Origin of the sequence: Tanticharoenia sakaeratensis NBRC 103193 (assembly GCF_000963885.1) — a bacterium.
In the GTDB taxonomy this organism is placed as follows: domain Bacteria; phylum Pseudomonadota; class Alphaproteobacteria; order Acetobacterales; family Acetobacteraceae; genus Tanticharoenia; species Tanticharoenia sakaeratensis.
Genome location: NZ_BALE01000009.1, coordinates 37284 through 59335 on the forward strand (window position 1 = coordinate 37284; position 22052 = coordinate 59335).

General features: G+C 64.9%; 22 protein-coding genes. 12 read left to right on the top strand and 10 right to left on the bottom strand.

What is annotated here, in order from left to right; all coding sequences use genetic code 11:
* On the bottom strand, window positions 1-933 hold the full coding sequence (gene ubiA / locus B8446_RS02830; RefSeq protein ID WP_048847346.1) for a 4-hydroxybenzoate octaprenyltransferase: 933 nt from the start codon (window positions 931-933) through the stop codon (window positions 1-3).
* Window positions 934-1037: 104 nt separating this feature from the next.
* On the opposite strand from ubiA, the gene B8446_RS02835 reads away from it, so the two are divergent.
* From B8446_RS02835 to B8446_RS02850, 4 genes are read left to right on the top strand one after another with little or no spacing between them, the layout of a single operon-like run.
* Window positions 1038-1859: a 16S rRNA (uracil(1498)-N(3))-methyltransferase gene (locus tag B8446_RS02835; protein ID WP_241767603.1), complete on the top strand. Its 822-nt coding sequence runs from the start codon at window positions 1038-1040 to the stop codon at window positions 1857-1859.
* The gene (locus B8446_RS02840; protein ID WP_048847035.1) at window positions 1843-3234 is read left to right on the top strand and encodes a glutamate--cysteine ligase; all 1392 of its coding nucleotides are present in this window, start codon (window positions 1843-1845) and stop codon (window positions 3232-3234) included. Before B8446_RS02835 ends, B8446_RS02840 begins: the two co-directional genes overlap by 17 nt.
* 1 nt (window position 3235) lies before the next feature.
* The gene (gene mbfA / locus B8446_RS02845; protein ID WP_048847037.1) at window positions 3236-4192 is read left to right on the top strand and encodes an iron exporter MbfA; all 957 of its coding nucleotides are present in this window, start codon (window positions 3236-3238) and stop codon (window positions 4190-4192) included.
* Window positions 4193-4205: 13 nt separating this feature from the next.
* The gene (locus B8446_RS02850) at window positions 4206-4829 is read left to right on the top strand and encodes a LolA family protein (RefSeq protein WP_048847039.1); all 624 of its coding nucleotides are present in this window, start codon (window positions 4206-4208) and stop codon (window positions 4827-4829) included.
* A 6-nt stretch (window positions 4830-4835) separates the two neighbouring features.
* Here the strand turns inward: B8446_RS02850 and rsmI are convergent, their stop codons facing one another.
* Window positions 4836-5693: a 16S rRNA (cytidine(1402)-2'-O)-methyltransferase gene (rsmI, locus tag B8446_RS02855; protein WP_048847041.1), complete on the bottom strand. Its 858-nt coding sequence runs from the start codon at window positions 5691-5693 to the stop codon at window positions 4836-4838.
* Between the two features lie 164 nt (window positions 5694-5857).
* On the opposite strand from rsmI, the gene B8446_RS02860 reads away from it, so the two are divergent.
* Window positions 5858-7108 (top strand): penicillin-binding protein activator, encoded by a 1251-nt coding sequence (locus B8446_RS02860; protein ID WP_048847350.1) that lies wholly within the window; start codon window positions 5858-5860, stop codon window positions 7106-7108.
* A gap of 34 nt (window positions 7109-7142) precedes the next feature.
* Here the strand turns inward: B8446_RS02860 and B8446_RS02865 are convergent, their stop codons facing one another.
* The 6 genes from B8446_RS02865 to pdxH all read right to left on the bottom strand — a co-directional run bounded on the left by B8446_RS02865 (window position 7143) and on the right by pdxH (window position 13318).
* The gene (locus B8446_RS02865) at window positions 7143-7526 is read right to left on the bottom strand and encodes a hypothetical protein (protein ID WP_048847043.1); all 384 of its coding nucleotides are present in this window, start codon (window positions 7524-7526) and stop codon (window positions 7143-7145) included.
* Window positions 7527-7812: 286 nt separating this feature from the next.
* Window positions 7813-8736, bottom strand: a complete 924-nt coding sequence (locus B8446_RS02870; protein ID WP_048847045.1) for a lysophospholipid acyltransferase family protein — start codon at window positions 8734-8736, stop codon at window positions 7813-7815.
* Window positions 8733-9710 (bottom strand): tetraacyldisaccharide 4'-kinase, encoded by a 978-nt coding sequence (gene lpxK, locus B8446_RS02875; RefSeq protein WP_053053656.1) that lies wholly within the window; start codon window positions 9708-9710, stop codon window positions 8733-8735. The genes B8446_RS02870 and lpxK overlap by 4 nt, the downstream gene beginning before the upstream one ends.
* Window positions 9707-11701 carry a glycosyltransferase N-terminal domain-containing protein gene (locus B8446_RS02880; protein ID WP_053053658.1) on the bottom strand — a complete coding sequence of 665 codons (1995 nt, stop codon included), beginning with the start codon at window positions 11699-11701 and terminating at the stop codon, window positions 9707-9709. The genes lpxK and B8446_RS02880 overlap by 4 nt, the downstream gene beginning before the upstream one ends.
* Window positions 11702-11756: 55 nt before the next feature.
* Window positions 11757-12635: a universal stress protein gene (locus tag B8446_RS02885; RefSeq protein WP_048847356.1), complete on the bottom strand. Its 879-nt coding sequence runs from the start codon at window positions 12633-12635 to the stop codon at window positions 11757-11759.
* 71 nt (window positions 12636-12706) lie between these two features.
* Window positions 12707-13318 carry a pyridoxamine 5'-phosphate oxidase gene (pdxH, locus tag B8446_RS02890; protein ID WP_048847047.1) on the bottom strand — a complete coding sequence of 204 codons (612 nt, stop codon included), beginning with the start codon at window positions 13316-13318 and terminating at the stop codon, window positions 12707-12709.
* Window positions 13319-13509: 191 nt separating this feature from the next.
* On the opposite strand from pdxH, the gene fabI reads away from it, so the two are divergent.
* The gene (gene fabI, locus B8446_RS02895) at window positions 13510-14352 is read left to right on the top strand and encodes an enoyl-ACP reductase FabI (RefSeq protein ID WP_048847358.1); all 843 of its coding nucleotides are present in this window, start codon (window positions 13510-13512) and stop codon (window positions 14350-14352) included.
* A gap of 19 nt (window positions 14353-14371) precedes the next feature.
* The gene (gene aroC / locus B8446_RS02900; RefSeq protein WP_048847050.1) at window positions 14372-15469 is read left to right on the top strand and encodes a chorismate synthase; all 1098 of its coding nucleotides are present in this window, start codon (window positions 14372-14374) and stop codon (window positions 15467-15469) included.
* 134 nt (window positions 15470-15603) lie between these two features.
* Here the strand turns inward: aroC and B8446_RS02905 are convergent, their stop codons facing one another.
* On the bottom strand, window positions 15604-15858 hold the full coding sequence (locus B8446_RS02905) for a putative hemolysin (protein WP_084712020.1): 255 nt from the start codon (window positions 15856-15858) through the stop codon (window positions 15604-15606).
* A gap of 728 nt (window positions 15859-16586) precedes the next feature.
* On the opposite strand from B8446_RS02905, the gene B8446_RS02910 reads away from it, so the two are divergent.
* The 4 genes from B8446_RS02910 (at window position 16587) to B8446_RS16210 (ending at window position 19173) form a co-directional block, all read left to right on the top strand.
* Complete coding sequence (locus B8446_RS02910) at window positions 16587-16949, top strand: GntR family transcriptional regulator (protein WP_048847052.1); 363 nt, start codon at window positions 16587-16589, stop codon at window positions 16947-16949.
* Complete coding sequence (locus B8446_RS02915; RefSeq protein ID WP_048847054.1) at window positions 16946-17848, top strand: ABC transporter ATP-binding protein; 903 nt, start codon at window positions 16946-16948, stop codon at window positions 17846-17848. The genes B8446_RS02910 and B8446_RS02915 overlap by 4 nt, the downstream gene beginning before the upstream one ends.
* Complete coding sequence (locus tag B8446_RS02920; RefSeq protein WP_048847056.1) at window positions 17845-18822, top strand: hypothetical protein; 978 nt, start codon at window positions 17845-17847, stop codon at window positions 18820-18822. Before B8446_RS02915 ends, B8446_RS02920 begins: the two co-directional genes overlap by 4 nt.
* A gap of 192 nt (window positions 18823-19014) precedes the next feature.
* Window positions 19015-19173, top strand: coding sequence for a hypothetical protein (locus tag B8446_RS16210; RefSeq protein WP_158507515.1), 159 nt, complete (start codon window positions 19015-19017; stop codon window positions 19171-19173).
* 161 nt (window positions 19174-19334) lie between these two features.
* On the opposite strand, the gene B8446_RS02925 is transcribed toward B8446_RS16210, so the two are convergent.
* Window positions 19335-19766: an OsmC family protein gene (locus B8446_RS02925; protein WP_048847058.1), complete on the bottom strand. Its 432-nt coding sequence runs from the start codon at window positions 19764-19766 to the stop codon at window positions 19335-19337.
* Window positions 19767-20162: 396 nt separating this feature from the next.
* Here B8446_RS02925 and B8446_RS02930 point away from each other — a divergent pair, with 396 nt between their 5' ends.
* A complete protein-coding gene (locus tag B8446_RS02930; protein WP_241767618.1) occupies window positions 20163-22040 on the top strand; it encodes a ribonucleoside-diphosphate reductase subunit alpha in 1878 nt (625 codons plus the stop codon).
* The last annotated feature ends 12 nt before the right edge of the window (window positions 22041-22052 follow it).

The following is a 22052-nucleotide window of genomic DNA, read 5'->3' on the forward strand; positions in this document are numbered from 1 at the left end:
TCAGAGCAGACGTCCGCAGGCAAACGCGAGCGCCAGTATCCAGCCTGCCGGGACGTTTGCCTTGAAGAGCCTGAGGGCTCGCGGCCCATTGGCTGGATCGAGTATCGCGACCTGCCATCCGAGCAGCGCGCATCCAAGCGCGAAGGGGGGCCAGAACCACAATCCGAGCCCGGCCGCGCGTGCCGAAAGCGCCAGCAGCACGAGTGCCGCGGCGTAACAACCGCCGATGAACATGCGCGCCCGGCCTGCCATCAGCCGCGAAGTCGATTTCACACCGATCCGCGCATCGTCCTCCATGTCCTGGAAGCCGTAGATCGTATCGAAGCCCAGCTGCCACAGGATCACGCCGGCATACAGCGCCAGAAGCGGCTCGATCATGGGCGAAAGCTCGCCCGGCGTCGCCGCCACGACGCCCATGGGGGCGCCGAATCCGAACGTGAATCCCATCACCAGCTGCGGCCACCACGTCACGCGCTTGGCCAGCGGATACAGCGCGGTCAGCACGAGCCCGAGCGGCGCCAGAGCCCAGGCTGCCGGTCGGAGCTGCGCAAGCACGAGAACCGCGATCAGCAGCCATGCGACCAGAAACAGGAGCGCGTCGCGTGGCCTCAGGGCACCGCAGGCCAGCGGCCGCCCTGCCGTGCGGGCGACCTTCGCGTCGATATCGCGATCCCACAGATCGTTGATGACGCAGCCCGCCGACCGCATGGCCAGCGAGCCGATCGCAAACAGGATGGCCAGATGAAGCCGGGACCAGACGGATACCCCCGGCGGCAGCAGGAGCCCCCAGAGCCCCGGCAGAAAAAGCAGCCAGGTGCCGACCGGCCGGTCGAGCCGCGCCAGAAGCACATAGGCGCGCGCGCGGGGGGGCAGGCGCGCGGCCCATCCGGTGGACTTGATATCGGTATGGGCGGCCGGGCGCGCAGGGATCATGACGGGCTCCGGCAGGACATCCACCGACACGGACCCCGCGAGGGGTTTCGGTCCGCTTCGCTGTGGTTCATTTTCATCGTCGTTCTTATAGACCAGATAGCGGATTGGAGGACACCATCGCGCAGGACAGCCCCCGCCTGTTCATCGAACCGGGCGATACGGTCTGGCAGCCGGATGCGGATATCGCGCTGTCGCCCGAGCATGCCCATTATCTCGGCGTGGTGCTTCGCCTTGCCGAAGGGGCCGAAGTGCGCCCCTTCAATGCGCGTGACGGTGAATGGCTCGGCCGGATCGGGCACATCCGCAAGGGACGCGGGCAGGTGCATCTGCAGTCCCGTCTGCGCGAACCCGCGCCGCCCGGCGGTCCGACACTCGTCTTCTCACCGCTCAAGCGTGATGCAACCGATCTCGTGATCCGTATGGCGACCGAGCTGGGCGTGGGCCGGCTTGCACCCGTCACGACCGAGCGGACCAACACGCATCGAATCAATCCCGAACGCTGGCGCGCCATCTGCATCGAGGCCGCGGAACAATGCGAACGCCTCGATATCCCGCAGATCGATCCGTTGATCACGCTGGGAGCTGCACTCGATGGCTGGCCATCGGATGTTCCTCTGTATGCGGCCTTGGAACGCATGACGGATCCGAAGACGGATCTGTCAGCAATGCCGCAGGGTTTTGCGGCACTGATCGGGCCGGAGGGAGGATTCTCACCCGGTGAGGCGGCCCGGCTCGAGCGCGCGGCCTTCGTGCGCCCGATATCCCTTGGCCCGCTGGTGCTTCGGGCCGATACGGCGGCCTGTGTCACGCTTGGACTGTTGCAAGCACGCTCGCGGGCTGGCACGGAGGGGGACACGTCCGGGCATTCAGACCTGGCACGCCTTCAGGCAGGATTTTCCGCGAACGCCCATGTCCAATCCCGGTGAAGAGAATGATACGCCCATCCGCCAGCGGGCGGAACTGATCGGGATCCTCGCGCGCGGCTGTAAACCGCGGGAGGACTGGCGGATCGGCACGGAGCACGAGAAGTTCGGCTTCCGCCTGCCGGGGCATGGCGGTACCGCGTTCATGCCGCCGCCGTTCCGTCCCGACGGGATCGAGGCGCTGTTGCAGGCCATCGGACGCGACGAAGCCGCATGGTCGCCGATCATGGACGACGCGATCGAGCCTGCCGGCGCATTGATCGGGCTCAAGGGACAGGGGCCGGAGAAGGGATCCTCGATCTCGCTCGAGCCTGCCGGCCAGTTCGAACTTTCCGGCGGTCCGTTGCGGACCCTGCATGAGACGCGCGACGAGATGGCGGCTCATTTCGAATCCGTGCGCGGCCCGGCGGAAGCGCTCGGCTATGGTTTCGCGCCGATCGGTTTTCAGCCTCTCGTTCCGCGCGACCAGATGCCGTGGATGCCGAAAGGCCGCTACGCCATCATGCGACGCCACATGCCGCGCGTGGGCAAGCTTGGCCTCGACATGATGACGCGGACCTGCACGGTCCAGGTCAATCTCGATTTCGCCGATGAAGCCGACATGGCGCGCAAGATGCGGGTCTCGCTGGCGCTCCAGCCTCTGGCGACGGCCCTGCTGGCCAACTCCCCCTTCGTTGACGGAAAGCCCAACGGCTACCTCTCGAACCGCGCGCGGATCTGGACCGATACGGACAATACGCGTTCCGGCATGCCGATGCAGTTCTTCGAAGGTGATTTCAGCTTCGATGCCTATGTCGACTGGCTGCTCGACGTGCCGATGTATTTCGTCATGCGCAACGGCCGGATGATCGATGCCGCCGGATGTTCGTTCCGCGACTGGATGGGTGGTCGTCCGGCGCCTGTACTCGAAGGGCTCGAGCCGACGCTGGGGGACTTCGAAGATCATCTGACGACGGCTTTCCCGGACGTCCGCCTCAAGCAGTTTCTCGAGATGCGCGGCGCGGACGCCGGCTCGCCGGAGATGATGCTGGCGCAGTCCGCCCTCTGGGTCGGACTGCTGTATGACGACGCCGCCCTGCATGCGGCGGAGAAGCTGGTGCGCGAGCATCCATGGTCGGCCTATGCCGACCTGCGGGCTGCTGTTCCGACAGATGCCATGAACGCGGCATTCCCCGGCGGCCTGCGCCCGTTCGCCCGCCGGGTACTCTCGATTGCAGCCGACGGCCTTCTGGCACGGGGCCTGGGCGAACGTCCGTATCTCGCGCCGCTCGAGGCTATCGCGGATGGCGCGCCGACACAGGCGGAGCATTGGCTCGAGCGCTATCGCACGGTCTGGAGCGGCGACGTGACGCCCATCTTTACGGAAGCACGCGTCTGACATGCCCAAGCTCGTCGATCTGACCGAGCAGCAGGTTCTGGCGCTTGCGATTTCCAACGAGGAGGAGGACGGCCGGATCTATGCGGATCTCGGCCAGCTGATCGCGGACGACTACCCCGACAGCGCGCAGATCTTCTTCGAGATGGCGGCCGAGGAAGATGCCCACAGGCGTCATCTGATCGACCTCTACATGAAGCGGTTCGGCAGTCACATACCGCTGGTCCGTCGTCAGGATATCGCCGGATTTCCGGCCCGTCGTCCGGCCTGGCAGCTCAAGTCACGCAGCATCGACACGATTCGCGATCAGGCGCGTCAGATGGAACAGGACGCGGCCCGATTCTATCGCGAGGCCGCCGGACGCTGCACGGATGCCGAAGCACGATTGCTGCTGGGCGACCTTGCGGCGGAGGAAGACCGTCACACGCAGACCGCGGACCGGATCGCCCGTGAGAACCTGCCCGACGACAAGCGTGAGACCGAAGACGAGGCGGCACGACGCCGGCTTGTCCTGCAGGTCGTCCAGCCAGGCCTCGTGGGCCTCATGGACGGCTCGGTCTCGACGCTTGCTCCGGTGTTTGCCGCAGCCCTGGCTTCCCACAACCCGCACGAGGCGTTTCTCGTCGGGCTTGCGGCATCCGTGGGCGCCGGCATCTCGATGGGATTTGCCGAAGCGCTATCGGATGACGGGCGCCTTTCGGGGCGTGGCGCGCCTCTGCTCCGGGGCGTCATCTGCGGGCTCATGACCACGAGCGGTGGCATCCTTCACACGCTGCCGTTCCTTATTCACGATTTCCGGGTGGCGTTCGCGGTCGCCATGATCGCGGTGCTGTTCGAGCTGATGCTGATCTCGTGGATCCGCTGGCGCTATCAGGACACCCCGTTCGGCAGTGCCGTCGTCCAGATCGTTCTGGGTGGCGCCCTGGTATTCGCGGCAGGTGTCGCCATCGGCGCGTCCTGACAGGAAAAGACCAATGTTTCGACGTTCTCTCGTCCTCGCGCTTCTGGCAGCGGCCATGTCCGGCATGCCGGGCGCGGCCCATGCGCAGGCCGTGCCGGCGCCGCTGACGCCTGTCGATCGCGGCTGGATCGACCGGATCCAGGATCAGCTCGGCACGATCACGACACTTCAGGCCCGGTTTCAGCAGATCGCGCCCGATGGCCGCCGGAGCACGGGCATGGCGTCCATGTCCCGCCCCGGGCGGATGCGGTTCGACTACGACAAGCCAAGCCCGCTCCTGCTCGTCGCCAATCAGGGGCAGGTCGTCTATCAGGATCGCGATATCGGGCAGGTGACGACGATTCCGCTCGACCGGACGCCACTGGGGCTCCTGCTGGCGCCCACGATCGCTCTGTCGGGTGCCGTGACCATCACGGGCTTCAGTCATCGGAACGGCCAGATCCAGATGACGCTGGTGCGCACGGCAACGCCGGGCGAGGGAAGCCTGACGCTGCTTCTGAACGACCACCCGCTGTCGCTTCACGGCTGGGTCGCCAACGACGCGCAAGGACGCGAGACCGAGATCGACCTGTTCGACATCAGGACGCCGGCCTCTCTTCCGGCATCCCTGTTCGATCTGCCGAAGCAGCAGGACTGAGGCGGATCACTCCGCTTCGCGGGCGAGTTCCAGCGCGCGCGCATACACGGTCCGCCGGGGCAGCTGCACGATCCCGGCAACCAGGGTCGCCGCATCCTTGACGGAATGATCGCGCAACGCCTGCCGCAGGTGCTCGTCCAGTGAGGCCGCGCCATTGTCGTCGGCCGGCGGCGGCCCGACCAGAAGGGTGATTTCTCCGCGCGGAGCCGTTTCGGCGAAGTGGGCCGAGACCTCGCTTACCGTCCCGCGCACGACCTCCTCGAACCGTTTGGTCAGTTCGCGTGCTACTGCCGTCGGCCGGTCCGGCCCGAACACCAGGGCCAGATCCTCGAGCGTTTCGCATAAGCGGTGCGGCGCTTCGTGCCAGATCAGCGTCGCGTGCAGGCCAGCCTGTTCGGCGGCCCGAAGCCGGGCGAACGCGGTCTGCCGTGCCTGCGCGCGCGGTGGTGGAAATCCCACGAACAGAAAGGGATGCGGAGGAAGTCCCGAGAGCGTCAGCGCCATGATGGCGGCATTCGGCCCCGGCACGGCACTGACGGGCACGCGCGCCTCGATGCAGGCGAGCACCAGCCGGTAGCCGGGGTCCGACATCAACGGTGTCCCGGCGTCCGAGACGAGCGCCAGGCGTGCGCCGGATTGAAGCTTGTCGACCAGAAACGAAACCTGGTTCTGCTCGTTGTGGTCGTGCAACGCCCGAGTGGGTGTTGCAATGCCGCGCGATGACAACAGACGGGACGTGACCCGGGTATCCTCACACAGAATCAGATCGGCCTGGCCGAGAACCGCCGCAGCCCGATCGCTCAGGTCGCCGAGGTTGCCGATCGGGGTCGCGACGAGTGTGAGGCCCGGGCTGTGCGAGCCCATGGTTTGCGCTACAGAAGCATCGGCCTCGACATCCGAGCGGGTGCCGGACGATGAGACAGGAGTATCGGGTCGAGATGAATGGCCGGACAAGCGGACCTCCGGATCGGAACGGTTCATTCTTTTCACAGCCCGCGGGTGCACGGTGCAAGCTGCTATCGGCAACCATGCTCGCCCTCGGGCTTGCGGCCTGTGCAGGCGGGGGCTCCGAAAACACGCCCGCGGGCGGCGTCGGCGGCCTTCCGCCAGCGCCTGCAACGCCTCAGGCAGCATCCGTCGGCGCTCTTCTGCCGCTGTCCGGCCCGATGGCGGGACTTGGGCACGAGATGCTCGATGCGATGCATCTTGCGCTGCCGAGCGGCCCGAGCATGCCCGAGATCGATGCGCATGATACTGCGGCACCGGGCGGCGCCGATACGGCCGCGCGGGAAGCGATTGGCCATGGCGACAAGCTTCTGCTCGGGCCGCTGACGGCGTCCGACACAGCGAAGGTCGCTCCGCTCGCAATCGCTGCGAACACACCGGTTCTGGCGTTTACCAGCGATACGAACCGCGCGCAGGCCGGTGTCTGGACTTTGGGACTGACGCCGGAACAGCAGGTCAGGCGCATGGTGTCGGCTGCCAAGGCGGCCGGGCGCCAGCATTTCGCGGCATTCCTTCCGGACAATGCACTGGGCCATGCGATGGGTCAGGCGCTGGTTCAGGCCTGCGCGGATGAAGCGCTTGCGCCGCCGAATGTCGTTTATCACGGTCCGACAGCCGATGCGATCCGCGGCAGCCTGCGCACGCTGTCGGCGTTCGACAGCCGACAGGCCAGCACAGCGCCGGCACAGCCGCCGGCGTCACAGAGCCCTGTCGATCCGGCTGTCGATCCGACAAGCGCCGGGCAACCGGCAGCGCCTTCACCTGCACCGGTGACGCCGCCCGCCAATCAGCCAGCCGCACCTCTTGCCCCACCGCCGTTCGACGCGCTTCTGCTGGCCGATACGGGTCTGCAGCTGGGTGAGACGATCAGCGCGCTTCAGGCCGATCAGGTCTCCGGAGACAAGGTACAGATCATGGGGCCTGCCCTATGGGATGCCTTCGCAACGAAGTTGTCGGCTCTGAGCGGTGCCTGGTATGCCGCGCCCGATCCGGCGGCCCGGCAGGGTTTCCTTCGGTCTTTCCGCCTGCACTACAAGATCACGCCGACGCCGGTCGCCTATCTGGCATTCGATGCGGCCGCGATCGCGGGCATCATGGCGCATGCCGGGTACGATCCTGCGCGCCTGACGCAGTCGCAGGGCTTCTCCGGAACGGACGGCGTCTTCGCGCTGTCCCCTGACGGGCATGTGGCGCGATCTCTCGCTATTTTCGCAATTCAGAAGGGCGGCGGGTCACAGATCGCGATCCCTGCACCTGCCAGCGCACATTCCTGAAGCGCGGGGCCGCCTTCGGGCGGCCGCACCGCTTTCAGGCGGCCGCGATATCGCGGATCGGAAGCACGGGGCGGATCGCGTTCAGCGCGGCCTCGAAGCTCGAGTAGATACCAAGATCGCTCTCGCGGATCTGGTCGATCAGAACCCAGCGCATGCCCTGGGGACGAATCAGGTAGGCCGGATCCGCGCTTTCGCGCACCCAGACCAGCACGTGATTGACGACTTCGCCGCAACCGGGGCGGCTGTCGGAGTAGATGTCCGCGTCGCACAGGCCCATCCGCAGCCCGGCATCCAGCCAGCGCGCGAGATACTCGCGATGACGGGGCAGTACGTCCTGCCGGAGCGGAACGACATTACTGATGACAGCGGATTCAACGCGGTCGAACGGGCACTCTTGTTTAGAAAACGCCTGGGCCATGAACGGGTCCTTGCAAAAAGCGGGGACGAGGATCGGGCGAAGGCTGCGGCCGTGAGAAACATCACGCGACTGCGGGGCGATCGTGTGATGAAAAGTTACTCACCGAGTTGCCTGGTCCACAATCTTAAATGTTCCGCAATTGCGGAACCGGCGCACAAATAGCGGGCAATGTGGCAAAAAAACCATGATCAGTTCCGCAAACGCCATAGTTGCGGCAGTGAATCGTATTATGGATGCCTAATTTTTGTGCGCTGGCCCTGACTTTCTCCCGTTCGTGGCGGATTCATCATTTTTCCGGGCGATAGAATGCCTTCGGGAAGCGTCGGTGCATCCAGAGCCAGCTTGCCGGCACCTCGCGGATCCAGGCTTCCATCCGGTCATTGATCGTCTGGGTCAGAGCCTGGATATCCGCCTTACGATCAGGGCCCGGCTCCGGCGTCAGCACGCGATCGACCGTCAGGGTGAACCGCGCCGGTCCGTCGCGACGCACATGTCCCAGCACGATCGGCGCGCGATACTTCAGGGAAAACGCGGCAGCGGCGCTGGGCGTCATCGCCGGATATCCGAAAAGCCGGGCCTCGATCCCGTCGTTCATTTTCTGATCCGACAGGACGCCGAGATGCCCGCCGCGCGCGATGTGGAGCAGGGCCTCGCGGGCACCCTTCGCCCCTTTGGGAAAAAGCGGCGTCTCGATTCCCATGGCCTCGCGTCGCAGATCGCGCACCATGCGATCGACCAGCGGATTGTCGGCTGCACGATAGAAGGGGGCGAACGCCAGACCATAGCGCGCGCAGACCGGCGGCATGACCTCCCAGTTGCCGATATGCCCGGACACGAACAGGGCAGCACCACCTCGTGCCGCCTGATCGATCAGCATCTCTTCGCCCAGAAGTCGCCATCCCGGCCCGGCCGCCGTGTCGCGCTCCAGACCTGCGATATGCGGAAACTCGCCGACCGTGCGGCCGAGGTTTTCCCACATGTCCCGGATGATCCGGCGATGCGCGCGCCCGCCGAGCCATGGCATGGCAAGCGTCAGGTTCCGCGCGGCGATGCGTGACACCGGAAGGCGAGGCCCGACGAGACGCGCCACGCGCCCCCCGAAATCAGAGGCGCGCGCCGGCCCGAGCTTGCGCAGCAGGGCAAGCACGCCGCTGGCGAGCCCCGCCTCGATACGATGCTGAAGACGGATTTTCGGTGCTGATTCGCTCATGATGTGGCGAGTAACCGGTCCAGGATGGCTTCAGGTGCACGACGATCGGCCCAGCGCAGGCCGACACGCACGACGAACGCGCGGTCGCGCAGTTCTTCGGGCAGTTTCACAGCATCTTTCTCCGTGGTCGCAAGGAACGTGTCGCCGCGCTCGGCAAGCGCCAGAAGCCGGCTGACATCCTTGGCGCGATAGCGATGATGATCAGGGAAGGACAGGCATCGGACAGGCGTGATGCCGGCCTCGATGAGAGAGGAGAAGAATTTCGCAGGCCTGCCTATTCCGGCGAATGCGGTCACGCGCTTGCCGGCCAGCCGGCGCAGCGACAGGTCAGGTTCGATCCAGGCTTGCGTCCGCCACAGGCCCGGCGGCCACACGATCGGGCTGCGCTCGGTGCCGATGACGAGGGCCGCATCGGCTCGCAGCAGCGCGTCGTCCAGCGGCTCGCGGAGCGGCCCTGCCGGCAGCAGACGACCGTTGCCGAAGCCCATGGCACCATCGACCACGATCAGCCGGAATGTCTGTTCGAGCGTATGGTTCTGCAGGCCGTCATCCATGACGAGACAATCGGCGCCACTTGCGATGGCGCGCCGCGCTGTCTCCGCACGATTGGCGCCAATCCATGTCGGTGCCACGGCGGCCAACAGCAGCGGCTCGTCTCCCACCGCATCGGCATCGTGGATCGCCGGATCGACGCGGATGGGTCCGGCCAGTCGACCGCCGTATCCGCGTGACAGGAAATGAGGCGTGCGACCGCGCAGGATCAGCCTTCGGGCAAAATCGAGGGCGGCGATCGTCTTTCCGGTGCCGCCAACGGTGACGTTCCCGCAACACAGAACGGGGACGCCGCAGACGAATGGCGCACGGCTCAGCCTGCGCTGTGCAATCTTCGCCGTGATCCGGGAAACGGGCTCGAGTGCCCGCGCCCGCATACCCGCAGGCGAGTACCAGAACGACGGCGGCCCGAGCACGGTCATGCGCCGTACTCCCGCGTCATGGTGTCGACCCTGGAGACCAGCGATGCGATCGTCGCATCATTCCCACCCGCACGTTCCCGTGCCCGGGCGCCCATTGCCGAAGCCGCACTCGGGTCTGCCAGCAATCCTGCCACGCTGTCTGCCAGCGAATCATCCCGTGTCAGGATGGCGGCATCGCCAAGAGCCGCGAAGGCATCCTTGAAATTTTCTATGCGCAGGCCCGAAATCACGGCGCTTCCCAACCTCGCGGGCTCGTAGGGGTTATGTCCGCCGCCTGAAGGCGCGACCTCCAGAGAGTTGCCGACAAATGCGACCGGACAGAGGCGATAGAACAGTCCGAGTTCGCCCAGCGTATCCGCGACCCAGAAGAAATCCGCCTCAGACGGTGTCTCACCCAGGCTCCGTCGCGGCGCATTATCAAGAATGGCCGAGACTGCCGCGCCGCGCGGGGGATGACGGGGCACGACGATCGTCAGCAGAGCGGGGAAGCGATCCCGCAAGCGCAATGCGGCATTCCGGATGACCGCTTCCTCGCCCGGATGGGTCGCAGCGCACAACCACAGGGGGCGGTCTGTCAGAAAGGTGCGCAGCTCCGCGAGGTCGTCGGGGTCGGCGGCAAGCGGGGGGGCTGCCTTTTTGAGATCCCCCAGTTCAAGGACCTCGCGTGCACCCAAGGCCCGGAACCTGGTGGCATCTTCCGGGCCGCGTGCCGCAACCCAGGCCAGATCGCCAAAGAACGCCGAGGTCATGCGCCCCAGGCGTGTCCAGTGTGACCATGATCGTTCGGACATGCGCCCGTTGACGATCGCGACCGGAATCCCGCGGGCCCTGCATTCGCCGAGCAGCCCCGGCCAGATTTCGCTCTCCGCAAGGATGGCGGCGGCCGGGCGCCAGTGATCGAGAAAGCGGCCGATCCAGCGCGGCACATCGAACGGGATGAACTGATGCACAATGGACCCTGCATGGGCGCGTGCATGGCTCTCGATGATGTCCGCACCAGTGACGGTCGCCGTGGTGACCAGAATCGTGCGTGCGGGATCGGCGGCGACGAGGGCATCCAGCAGCGGGCGAAGCGAGATGGCTTCGCCCACGCTTGCGGCGTGCAGCCAGATCAACCGGCCGTCAGGACGTGGGAAGGCAGCAAAGCCCAGGCGCTCGCGGCGTCTGCTGCGAATTTCCCGCCCGCGGGTAATCCGCCGCTGCACCAGCGCAATCAGAAACGGCGCCGCCACGGTGCCGAATGCCGCCCATGCCCGATCCTGAAGGCGACGCGTCGCCACGCGGTGACGATGGAGCGCGGATTCGCTCGTCGACTTCAGGGCCGTCTCGAGTGCAGCCAGCTCGCAGCCGTCATCGAGCGGTTGGCCGCAGACGAAGATGCCGCGTCCGAAAGGGCGAGGGAGGACCATGCGATCCCACGATCCCAGCCGCCACCCCGATGCAGCACCACCCACCGGCACGATTTTCCGATGGCCGAGCCGGGCCAAGGCAAGGGTGCCGGGTTGTGCATGATGAAGGGGGCCACGGGGCCCGTCAGGGGTGATGGCGACCAGCATGCCGGCCTGCAGGGCACGCGTTGCCTGACGCAGGGCCTGGGCGCCGCCCTTGTCCTTGCCGCGCCGGGATGTGGAGCCTGCAATGCCGATGATGTCCCATGGTGCCACGATGTCGCTGATGAGACGGCCATCGCGATTGCGACTGATTAGGACACGAAGGGAGAGGGTGGGCTCGATCGCGCGCGCCCAGCTCCAGAGCGCTGGTGTCAGTGGCAGGATCTGATGCCAGAACGCCACCACGGCGCCCGCGTCGGCCTGCGCGGGCGAACGTGTCAGAAGAGCGCGGGCGTCGGGATGACCCTCGATCCGCCAGCGCGTCGTGCGCAGGGCGAAATCCAGATACAGGCGAATGACACAGACCGCGATCGCATCTGGCCCTGATCGTGGCAGCGAAATTTCCGTATCGGCGCGAGATCCGATGTCGCCTGCATCCATGAGCGTCGCGGTAGCATGGCGGCAACGCCTTGGCAAAAACACGGTCGAGCGGAAATCAGCGGCTCATCAGTACCGTCAGATCAGCCTTCTCCAGAACATGCCGCGTGACGCCCCCGATGATCATCTGGCGCAGGCGCGAATGCGAATACGCGCCCAACGAGAGCATGTCGGCCTCGAATGCCCGCGCGGCCGCCAGCATGCCCGCGCCCACGCTGCGGTCGATCGACCGGAATTCGTGCAGATCGGCATGAACGCCGTGCAGATTGAGGTAGGCGATAACGCGTTCGCCCTCCGGACCGATGCGGTGATAATCCGGACTGACCAGAACGCGGACCGCATCGGCGCTCTGGGCCACGGCGAGGGTGGAGCGCAGGGCGGCGGATGCCTCGGCCGTGCCGTTCCAGGCGATGCAGAGCCTGCGGCCCACGACGGCGGGGATCCGCGGCGGCGCCACGATCAGCGGCCGGCCGCTGTCGAAAAGGATCGCATGCAGCGTCTCGGTCGCGCGCGCATTGTCCGTCTCGGACATGTGCGGCACGACCGTCATGTCGGCCAGGCGGGCGCGCCAGACCACGGCATCATGCGCTGACCCGGTGACGATATCGAAGCTCGCGCTCAGGCCGGTATCGTCGGGCGAACGATCCCACGACAGAGGCCGCTGCGGGCGAAGGTCGTGCTTCTGGGTAAAGGCGTCGAACTTGGCCTTGATCTGCAGGACGCGCTTGCGGTCTTCCGCTTCCGTCGCCTGCATCATCTCCTCGACCATGGCACCCGACAGGCCTTCGCCCGCCAGGGGCGCGACGTCGCGCGCATCGCCTGTCGCCACCAGAGCCGAGATGTGGGCACCGAACTTCCGGGCGAACAAAAGCGCCGTCGTCAGGGCCGAATCGGTGCCGCCGTCATAGAGCGGAACCAGAATGTTACGAATGTCCATGAACTTGGCCTCCATGATCACTTGTGGCCGGGATCACTGACAGCCGGCGCGAAGCTGGTTCAACCCAACGCTCAGGGGAACAGCCTCGTTCCGTTCCATCCCGCCTCGGTCTTCTCCCACCGCACGCGGTCGTGCAGGCGATGCGGTCGGTCCTGCCAGAGTTCCACGGCTTCGGGCATGATCCGGAAGCCGGACCAGTAGCCGGGGCGGGGGATATCGTCATCACCGTAGCGTGCGCGCAACTCCTCGACGCGGCGCTCGAAGGCTTCGCGGTCGGGCATGGGGCGGGACTGATCCGAGGCCAGGGCGCCGCGCCGCGATTCGGGATGGCGGCTGGCGAAATACCGGTCCGCTTCAGCGGGCGTGACTTTCTGGGCACGGCCTTCGATCCGCACCTGCCGACGCAGCGATTTCCAGTGCCACAGAAGCGCGGCATTCGGGTTGCCGTGAAGGTCCGTTCCCTTGCGGCTCTGGAGGTTGGTGAAGAACACGACACCGTCCGGTCCGACCGCCTTGGCGAGCACCATGCGGACCGACGGTCGGCCGCGCGAATCAACGGTTGCGAGCGCCACCGCCGTCGGGTCGTTCAACTCGTGCTCCGCGGCCTCGTTCATCCACGCCGCAATGGTGGGAAAGGGGGCCGTTGCCGGGTCGAGCAGCGGAGGGAAGGCGTTTTCAGTCATCGGATCGCGTCTCTCCGAAAGGGTATGACCGCGGGTATATCAGCTTTCTGAGCCAAGGTCGTGACAGGGGTATGGCGCGGGCATGGGCGCCCACAGAGGTTTTGAGGGCTTGTTCGGCAGTGCGGCCTGTGCGACCACCGGGCCGAATGCGCGTTCAGCGCCCTTTTGCCATTCATTCGGGAACCGCCATCATGTCAAAAGCCTCGCTTGCGCCAGCCACCGGAACGCTGATGCACGGCAAGCGCGGCGTGGTGATGGGCGTCGCCAACGACCGCTCGATTGCCTGGGCTATCGCCAATGCCTGCGCGGCCCAGGGTGCCGAGCTGGCTTTCACCTATCAGGGTGAGGCACTGGGCAAGCGCGTGCGTCCGCTTGCGGAAAGCGTGGGTTCGGACATCGTCCTGCCGTGCGACGTCAGCGATGATGCCGCGATCGATGCGACCTTCGCCGAGATCGAACGCATCTGGGGCAAGATCGACTTTCTCGTCCATGCGATCGGCTGGGCGGACAAGCAGTTCCTGCGCGGGCGTTACGTCGACACCCCGCGCGACGCGTTCCTGACCGCGATGGACATCTCCTGCTACTCCTTCACGGCGGTGGCCAAGCGGGCGGCGGCGATGATGAACCCGGGCGGGTCGATGCTCACGCTGACCTATCTCGGCGGCGAGCGCTGGATGCCCCATTATAATGTCATGGGTGTCGCCAAGGCGGCGCTGGAGGCATCGGTGCGCTACATGGCGGCCGATCTCGGGCCCGACAATATCCGCGTGAACGCGATCTCGGCCGGTCCGATCATGACGCTGGCCGCCAACGGCATCGGGGATTTCCGCTACATTCTCCGCTGGAACCAGCTCAATGCGCCGATGGAGCGCAATGTGACGCTGGACGACGTCGGCGGGTCGGGACTCTACTTCCTGTCGAGCCTGTCCTCGGGCGTGACGGGGGAGACCCATCACGTTGATTGCGGTTACCACATCGTCGGCATGAAGAACCCGAACGCGCCTGACATCGCGGTCGCCGGCGCCGGCGACTGATCCGAAACGCGCGCGGGCCATGTCGGACAACAGCTTCGGCCATCTCTTCCGTGTCACGACCTGGGGCGAAAGCCACGGGCCCGCGATCGGCTGCGTCGTGGACGGATGCCCGCCGCGCATTCCTCTGAGTGAAGCGGATATCCAGCCGTTCCTCGATCGCAGACGGCCGGGGCAGTCGAAGTTCACGACCCAGCGGCGGGAAGCCGATCAGGTGCGGATCCTGTCAGGCGTGTTCGAAGGCATGACGACAGGCACGCCGATATCGCTGTTCATCGAGAATACCGATCAGCGCTCGAAGGACTATGGCGATATCGCAACCCGTTATCGCCCGGGCCACGCCGACGTCACGTATGACCTGAAATACGGTCATCGCGATTATCGCGGCGGCGGCCGTTCCTCCGCCCGCGAGACCGCCTGCCGTGTGGCGGCCGGCGCGGTCGCGCGACGCGTGCTGGACACCCTCTTTCCGCATTCCGTCCTGATCCGTGCGGCCCTGACGCGCATCGGTGACATCGGAATCGATCCTGCCGCTTGGAACTGGGATGAGGTCGGGCGCAATCCGCTGTTCTGTCCGGATGCCGGCACGGTGCCAGCGTGGGAAACGCTGCTGGGCGAGATACGCAAGGCCGGATCATCCATCGGCGCCGTCGTTGAAGTCAGGGCAGAGGGCGTGCTCCCCGGGCTGGGCGCGCCGGTCTATGGAAAGCTCGACGCCGATCTGGCATTCGCTCTGATGGGCATCAATGGCGTGAAAGGTGTCGAGATCGGCGACGGGTTCGAGGTTGCCGGCCTGCGCGGTGAGCAGAACGCGGACCCGATGCGACCCGATCCCATGGCGCCCGGCGGCATCGCGTTCGATGCCAATCACGCAGGCGGCGTACTGGGCGGGATCTCTACCGGGCAGCCGGTCGTGGCGCGCTTTGCGATCAAGCCGACCAGTTCGATCCTGACGGAGGTGGCCTCCGTCGATCGTGCACGCAACGCGGTGGCGGTCGCAACGCGCGGGCGGCATGACCCGTGTGTCGGCATCCGGGCCGTTCCGGTTGCCGAAGCCATGATGGCCTGTGTGCTCGCGGATCACGCACTGCGCCATCGAGGACAGATCGGCGCGTTCTAAGACTGTCTCTCGGCTGGGCGATCAACGGCGTTGACGTGCATGTATCCGGGCCTCTTCCAGCTCCGCATCGTTCATTGCGGATAACCCGCTGCAAGCTGAGCAGGGCCTTGCCTAGGGCCGTGTTGTGACGGCCGTCAGGATCGCGAGGAGCGGAAGAATTGCCATTCTTCCTTCACGCTTCCATCAGGCAAGTGACAGTAGCCCACCTGTCCACCGGGTTCGTTGCGAAGCTCCAGCGTGCCGCCGTGCTTGAGGCAGTAGACCGACGCTGGGTTGGGCATTCCGATCGATCTGTCGGCAGCCGGCGATGTCGCGCAGCCAGCAAGTGCTGTGCAGGCGAGCATCAACGGGGCGGTCAGCAGGCTTGAGGCCCGTCTCTTGTCAGTCATCTGCTTCCTTCAGGCCGTGAAAAACACTGCTATCCATTTGCCGGTTCGGCCAGGATATCGGGCGAATCAAGCACGAAGTCTTTTGATCAGTGTCAGACGCGTCAAGCAGATTCCCGCCTTCAATCCGCTTTGTCACGAGAGCTGTTGTCTGAGATCACCTTGCTGGCTCGCCGGAATATCTTGTCGCTGGCGAAACGTCCTGAATGCGTCACAAGACTGATTTTGATGGGAGTCGTGGTCGCCTTCCGCAAATACTTGCCGAAAGCAAAGTCGCGGAGTCTCCCCACTCAGATGGAGCCGCATGTTGCTCCACGGAATGCCTCGAACGGATGAGCAGCGCTGAAGGCCGCAGGCTGCCGCACATCACGCCCGACCGCGGTGGTGTCGCGACGATCCGTTGGCGCAGCATGCCCAAAGAACTGCCCTGCAATAAATCCGGGTCAGCGGAGGGGGCGTCTTCCTCTTCCTGAGCCGAAATCCTGAAAGCTGGATGGCGAGACATTGTCAGCGACTGGACCCGATATCCCAAGTGGCGTCACCCCAATCAACGCATGTGATCAGGAAGCCTCGGTGTCCTCGCGAGGGCATCCGTCCTCGGTTGTTTCACATCCTGCCGCGCCGAGCCGGCGGCGGGGCCTGAAGCAGACCGGCAAATTCTCTTGCTGTGATGCGGTGATATAGTTACCTATAACACCAGAGCACGCGTTCAGGGCTCGTGAGAGGGGCGCATGGAGCGATCTTGGAATGAAAACCAGCCGATCTATCGGCAACTGCGCGACAGGGTGATTGCGATGATCATCGAAGGACAACTGGGCCCGGGAGAGGCGCTGCCGTCCGTTCGGCAGGTTTCAGCCGAATTGCAGATCAACCCGCTGACAGTTCTCAAGGCGTATCAGGAACTGGCGGACGAGGGACTGGTCGAAAAGCGCCGTGGGCTTGGCATGTTCGTGGCCGAGGGCGCGCGCGAAGCTCTCCTGCGGACCGAGCGCGAAGTGTTTCTCCATGAACGATGGCCGGAAATCCGCGCGACTATCCGGCGTCTTGGCTTCACAGCCGAGGATCTGCTCAGTGACAAGGGAGAGCCGTCATGAACGTCATTGAGGCGCGAGGCCTCCGCAAGCGCTTCGGTGCGAAGGTCGCACTGGACAGGATCGACCTGAGTGTCGGCAAGGGTCGGATCGTGGGTCTGATCGGGCCCAACGGTGCGGGCAAGACAACGGCATTGAATGCCATTCTCGGTCTCATCCCGTTCGAAGGCGAACTTCGTGTTCTGGGGCTTGATCCCTGGCGGGAGCGGGAGGCACTGATGCGCGAGGTCTGCTTCATTGCGGATGTCGCCGTGCTGCCGCGCTGGATGCGGGTTTCGCAGACGCTCGACTACGTGGGAGGCGTGCATCCCCGCTTTGATCGGCGTCGAGCGGAACAATTTCTGGCGCGAACGGATATCCGGATGAAATCGCGCGTGCGGGAGTTGTCCAAGGGCATGGTCGCCCAGCTTCATCTGGCGCTGGTCATGGCGATCGACGCGAAGCTTCTGGTGCTGGACGAGCCGACGCTGGGGCTCGACCTCCTGTATCGCAAGGAATTCTATATCTCGCTGCTGAACGATTACTTCGACCATGACCGGACGATCCTGATCACGACGCATCAGGTCGAGGAAATCCAGGATATTCTGACCGACCTCATCTTCATCGATCAGGGACGCGTCGTTCTCGACTGTTCGATAGACGCTGTGGCCGAGCGCTTCGTCGAACTGATGCCGCGTCCGGAGCATGTCGAGGAGGCGCGGTCGCTCGGGCCGGTTCATGAGCATCTGCTCATGGGCCGAAGCATCATGCTGTTCGATACCGTGGCCCCAGAGGGCTTGGCGGGACTGGGGGATGTGCGGACGCCGAGTGTGGCCGACCTGTTCGTCGTACTGCTGGGACGGCATCACGCGCTTCGGCGCAACCAGACGCAGGGCGACCGGACACGAGGAGAAGCAGCATGAGCGCGTTCACGAACGATGCCGAAGCCGTGAGCGCGGTGCTCCCTGTCGAGCGCACGATATCGCGGGCGCGCGTGTTCATGTGGTCGGTTCGGCGCGAAATCTGGGAATACCGCTGGCTGACGGCATCGCCGCTGATCGGTGTCGCGATCCTGCTGCTGGGTTTCTTGCTCGCAACCATTCAGGGCGCCATTCACGGATTCCACCTGTCGATCACGGCCGAGGAGCGTCGGGAGATGACCGCCGCCAGCGGGATCATCCTGCATGCCCTACTGGATTTGGGGATTGCGATCGTTCTGATCTGCGCGGCGTTTGCGGGCATCGTTTATTGTCTGGGCACCCTCCACAACGAGCGCCGCGACCGGACAATCCTGTTCTGGAAATCGCTCCCGGTCTCCAATGTCATGACCGTGATGGCCAAGGCATTCATACCCCTGGCGCTTCTGCCGATCGTCATCATCGCTGCTGAAATCCTGATCCAGATCGCACTCGGTATCGGCCTGCTCTGCGCCAGGTCCTGGTTCGACGTGCCGGTTGCGCAGGGATTCGTCACGCTGCTGACCAAGGGGATGCTGGTAGATCACGCACTGATCTTCTCGTTGTCGATGGCGCCGATCTTTGGGTGGTTTCTTGCCGTATCCTCCGCGTCGCGTCGCTCGCCGGCGCTCTGGGGATTTGGAATACCGTTCGCGGCCGTGGTGATCGAGCGGATCGCGACCGGTCAATCCATGATCGGCACCTGGATCGAGCGGTGCTTCACCCGCTGCTTCGACGGACTGGCCATCAATGCCCATATCGATCTGACGATGGCTGACAATTCTGCGTCGTTCCAAACCCAGACCGCCAGCCTTGCGGACGGCTGGCATGCTGCGGCGATGCAGGCATGGGCGTCCCAGGCGCTGTGGGGCGGCCTGATCGGAACGGCCGTCTGTATCGCCTTTGCGATCTGGATGCGTCGCCGACAGGAGCCGGCCTGAGACACGCCTTGACACAAGTGTAAACCGGTCGCGGGGTTTGCGATTTGCATCGTATATGTGTTGGGCAGGGATAGCCTTGATGCCACACAGCGTATTCGGCAGACGCCCGCGCCATACTTGTGTCGTCGGCACCTGCGACACAAAGGCGGCTGAGCTGTGGTCGAAGAAGCGCCGCGCTACATAGGGAATGACGTGCTGCTACGTTGCAGCGGTCGTGGGGCAATACTGGACGATGCGCGGAAAGTGCTGACGGTCTGTCTTGGCGGCCAAGGGCTTTACGGCGCGTCCCACATCGAGCGGTTGCCAATGAAGGAGACGCTGATCCCGCAGACGACGCGCTTCAAGCGCTGACGTGCGTGCCATCCTGATCGCACATCGCGGCGGAGGAGGGCGGCCAAGGGCGCGGGCGTCTGGTCGACAAACCCACGACGTCCGTGCTTGAGCACTGTAACGCCAAGGGACGGATTGTCCCTTGGCAGAGCGCCGGAAACAAGGCGTCCCGGCAGGCGCGTTCAGGCTGCGAGCGTCGCTGACAACGTGATCTCGGTGTTGAACAGCTGCGAAACCGGGCAGCCTTCCTTGGCCTTGGTCGCGATCTCCTCGAACCTGGCCTGATCGGCGCCCGGCACGGTGCCGGTCAGGGCAAGGTGGATCTTGGTGATCGCAAAGCCTTCGCCCTTCTTGTCGAGGGAGACGGTTGCCTTGGTGTCGAGCGCGGTCGCGGTCAGTCCGGCTTCACCGAGCATCATCGACAACGCCATGGTGAAACAGCCTGCATGGGCCGCGCCCAGCAGTTCTTCCGGATTCGTGCCCGGCCTGCCTTCGAATCGGGTATTGAAGCCGTAGGGCTGACCCGTGAGGGCACCACTCTGGGTCGAGATCTGACCGGTTCCGTCCCTCAGGCCGCCTTCCCAGTGGGCTGATGCGGTTTTGTCGATGCTCATGGTGATATCCTTCTTCCGACTCCATGGACTCCAGACCTCCTGTCCAGAGGGCGGGGTCTCGTGATGCCGAACGCGTGGCACAAAAAATGTTTGCCTCCGGGTTTGCTGGTTTCATGCGGCCTGCGCCCGGATCGGGTCCTCTGGCCCCCTAACCCACGCTTGACGCAACACCGTCCACATCTGGTAGTCTGGACCCATCAACAGACGAAATGTGGTGCCGGACGCGGTTTAGCGCGGGACCGGTCACGGCAGACAGGGATGACGGCGATGAGCCTGCTAGAGCACGATACGGCCATTTCAGACACGACGACGGCCGACCATCAGGGCTCTGTGAGCGCAGATTCGCACCGCCGCCCGGACGGGCGACCGGCGCCGTCGGACGATCCTGAACCCAGCATGCTCGAACAGGGCATGCTGGATGATATCGTGCAGCTGCCGGGCCATCATCCGGTGCGTGTCGATCGTTCGCGCGATGCGTTGCTGACCGATTTCGGCCGGGCCACCCTCGACAACCGCTATCTCCTGCCGGGCGAGCACTATCAGGATCTGTTCGGCCGTGTCGCGTCCTACTATGGCGCCGATGCTGGCCATGCCCAGCGCATCTACGACTATATCTCGCGTCACTGGTTCATGCCGGCGACACCGGTCCTGTCCAATGGCGGTACGACCCGCGGTCTGCCGATCTCGTGCTTCCTGAACGAGTCCGAAGACAGCCTCGATGGCATCGTCGGCCTCTGGAACGAGAATGTCTGGCTGGCCAGCAAGGGCGGCGGCATCGGCTCGTACTGGGGCAACCTTCGTTCGATCGGCGAGAATGTCGGCCGCAACGGCAAGACCTCCGGCGTGATCCCGTTCATCCGCGTGATGGACAGCCTGACGCTCGCCATCAGCCAGGGTTCGCTGCGCCGTGGATCGGCCGCCGTGTATCTGCCGGTCTGGCATCCGGAGGTCGAGGAATTCGTCGAGATGCGCCGTCCGACCGGCGGCGATCCGAATCGCAAGGCGCTCAACCTGCATCACGGCGTGCTGATCACGGACGACTTCATGCGCGCCGTCGAAGCGGATGCGGAATGGGGACTGCGGTCGCCGAAGGACCAGTCGGTCATCCGCTCCGTCTCCGCGCGTCAGCTGTGGATCCGGATCCTGACGGCGCGGATGGAGCAGGGCGAGCCCTACATCATCTATTCCGACCACGTGAACAGCGCGCGCCCCGAGCACCACAAGATGGCCGGGCTGGAGGTGAAGACCTCCAATCTCTGCGCCGAAATCACGCTGCCGACCGGCATCGATCATCACGGGAAGAACCGGACGGCCGTCTGCTGCCTGTCGTCGCTCAATCTCGAAACATGGGACGAGTGGAAAGACGAGCCGAACTTCGTCGAGGACGTACTCCTGTTCCTCGACAACGTGCTGCAGGATTTCATCGACCGCGCGCCGGACGAGATGGCGCGCGCCAAATACGCCGCCGCGCGCGAGCGCTCGGTGGGCCTGGGCGTCATGGGATTCCATTCGTTCCTGCAGGCCCGCAACATCCCGTTCGAGAGCGTGATCGCCAAGGTCTGGAACCGCAAGATCTTCACCCAGATCAAGAGCCAGGCGGACGCAGCCTCGAAGCATCTCGCGGAGTTGCGCGGCCCGTGTCCGGATGCCGCCGAATACGGCTTCATGGAGCGTTTTTCCAACAAGCTCGCCATTGCACCGACGGCATCGATCTCGATCATCGCGGGGAATGCCAGCCCCGGGATCGAGCCGATCGCAGCCAACGTCTTCCTGCAGAAGACGCTCTCGGGCTCGTTCACGGTGCGCAACCGGCATCTGACCAAGCTGCTCGATCAGAAGGGGCAGAACACGGACGCGGTGTGGTCTTCGATCACGCTGAACAAGGGCTCGGTCCAGCATCTGGATTTCCTCGACCAGCAGGAAAAGGACGTCTTCAAGACGGCCTTCGAGCTGGACCAGCGCTGGGTGGTTGAGCATGCCTGCGACCGCGCGCCGCTCATCTGCCAGGCACAGTCGGTCAACCTGTTCCTGCCGGCCGACGTTCACAAGCGCGACCTGCACCAGATCCACATGATGGCCTGGAAGAAGGGACTGAAGTCGCTCTACTATTGTCGCTCCCTGTCCGTGCAGCGCGCGGATACGGTCAGCACGATCGCGGTCAAGCGCGACATCATGGACGAGGACGAGAAAGTGCCCGTGGCGACGACAGCATCGGTTGCCGCCCGCTCGAAGGCGGATGGTCCGGATTACGAGGAATGCCTCGCCTGCCAGTAAGGCGCGGGGAGG